Genomic DNA, 1,366 nt, shown 5'->3' on the forward strand with positions numbered 1-1,366 from the left:
AAAAAAGTAAATCCAAATAGCATCAGGATGCGAAATCCTGCGTTTCGTAATTTTTGAAGTGCTTTTTTAGTCGATTTGTAAAACGTATCTTCTTGACACCATTCTAACGAGCAAAATATCCCTTTCTCCTCAAATAAACGAATAAGATTGTCATGATCGAAAACATCACCTTCATAGGCTACAAGAAAGGTGTGTGAAAGAGGGTTAACACCAATTTTTCTAAATTTAGGGAGAGAAGTGATCTCATTTTTGAGTACTGCTTCGTAATGAACCGTACTAGGACTTAGTATCTTAAAAAGAGCCTTATACATTTTCTCCCGTGGAATAACTGACTAGTTAATTACTATTTTGATGAAGCATTACCAGGTGCTTTCTTTCTCTTCTTGCGGTTCATAAGAAAAGGCCCTGTGCCGGATCCTGTCACAATCTCGTGTAAATCTCCTATAGCAATAAAAGCCTCTGGATCTTCACGTAGAACTACAGATTTCAATTCAACTAGTTGAAGACGCTCAATAATTATGTATAAAATTTCTCTGTTATCCCCAGAACAGCCACCTTTCCCATACATGACTGTGATTCCAACTCCTACATCTCTTATCAGGGCTTCCGTAACATCTTTGGATTTTTTAGAAATAATCGTAACAGTTTTGATCTCATCGAATCCTTGCAGAACCATATCAATGATTTTGTAAGCAACAAAGTACGTCATTAAGGATCTAAGAGCAGAATTCCAGTCTGAATAAATAAAGCCAGCAATTGCAAAAATCAAAACATTGGATGCAAGAATTACTTGACCAACCGTGTACCCAAATCGACGATTTACCAATACTGCCACGATTTCGCTGCCATCAAGACAAGCCCCATGTCTAATGATTAGTCCGATACCGCACCCTAAAGCAATTCCACCAAAAACGACGATCTCAAGTACGTCACCAGTAAAATGCCTATCGAACCCTTCCATGAAATATAAACAAATAGAAAAACTAGACGCTGAGAAAAACATACGCATAACGAATTGTTTTCCGATGTGTCTGTGGGCTAATGCGACAAAAGGAGCAGAAAGAATCAACACAACAAAAGGCAACTTGGACGGAATCTCAAGTGCTTGAGTTATGAGAATTGCTAAGCCAACCGTTCCACCATCTATTAACTTGTTTGGCAATAAAAAAAAATGAAGAGCGAACGCCGTGATAAACGCACCGATCGCTATAAAAAGGTACGAAGATAGACTAGAAAACCCCCTCATAAGGGCGTTACCCTGTTTATCTGATGTGGAGACCATACTCTACATTCTCCTCATTTTTTTGCCTGAGAGAATGGAAAGAGGCACACAAGACGAGATCATTCGCGAGAGACGGGGCTCGAA

The 1,366-nt window shown here is 39.1% G+C and carries 2 protein-coding genes; both read right to left on the reverse strand.

The window, feature by feature from the left end; all coding sequences use genetic code 11:
- A partial coding sequence (locus GCCT14_RS04940) for a hypothetical protein (protein WP_157952643.1) occupies nucleotides 1-311 on the reverse strand: 311 nt, incomplete at its 3' end.
- A gap of 32 nt (nucleotides 312-343) precedes the next feature.
- Entirely contained in the window at nucleotides 344-1,282 is a 939-nt protein-coding gene (locus GCCT14_RS04945; protein ID WP_108624454.1) for a YitT family protein, read from the reverse strand.
- Between the last annotated feature and the right edge of the window lie 84 nt (nucleotides 1,283-1,366).

The organism is Candidatus Similichlamydia epinepheli, assembly GCF_003056015.1.

Excerpts from the sequence above, each read along its gene's own strand:
- GCCT14_RS04945 (WP_108624454.1), bottom strand. The coding sequence starts at position 1,282 with ATGGTCTCCACATCAGATAAACAGGGTAACGCCCTTATGAGGGGGTTT.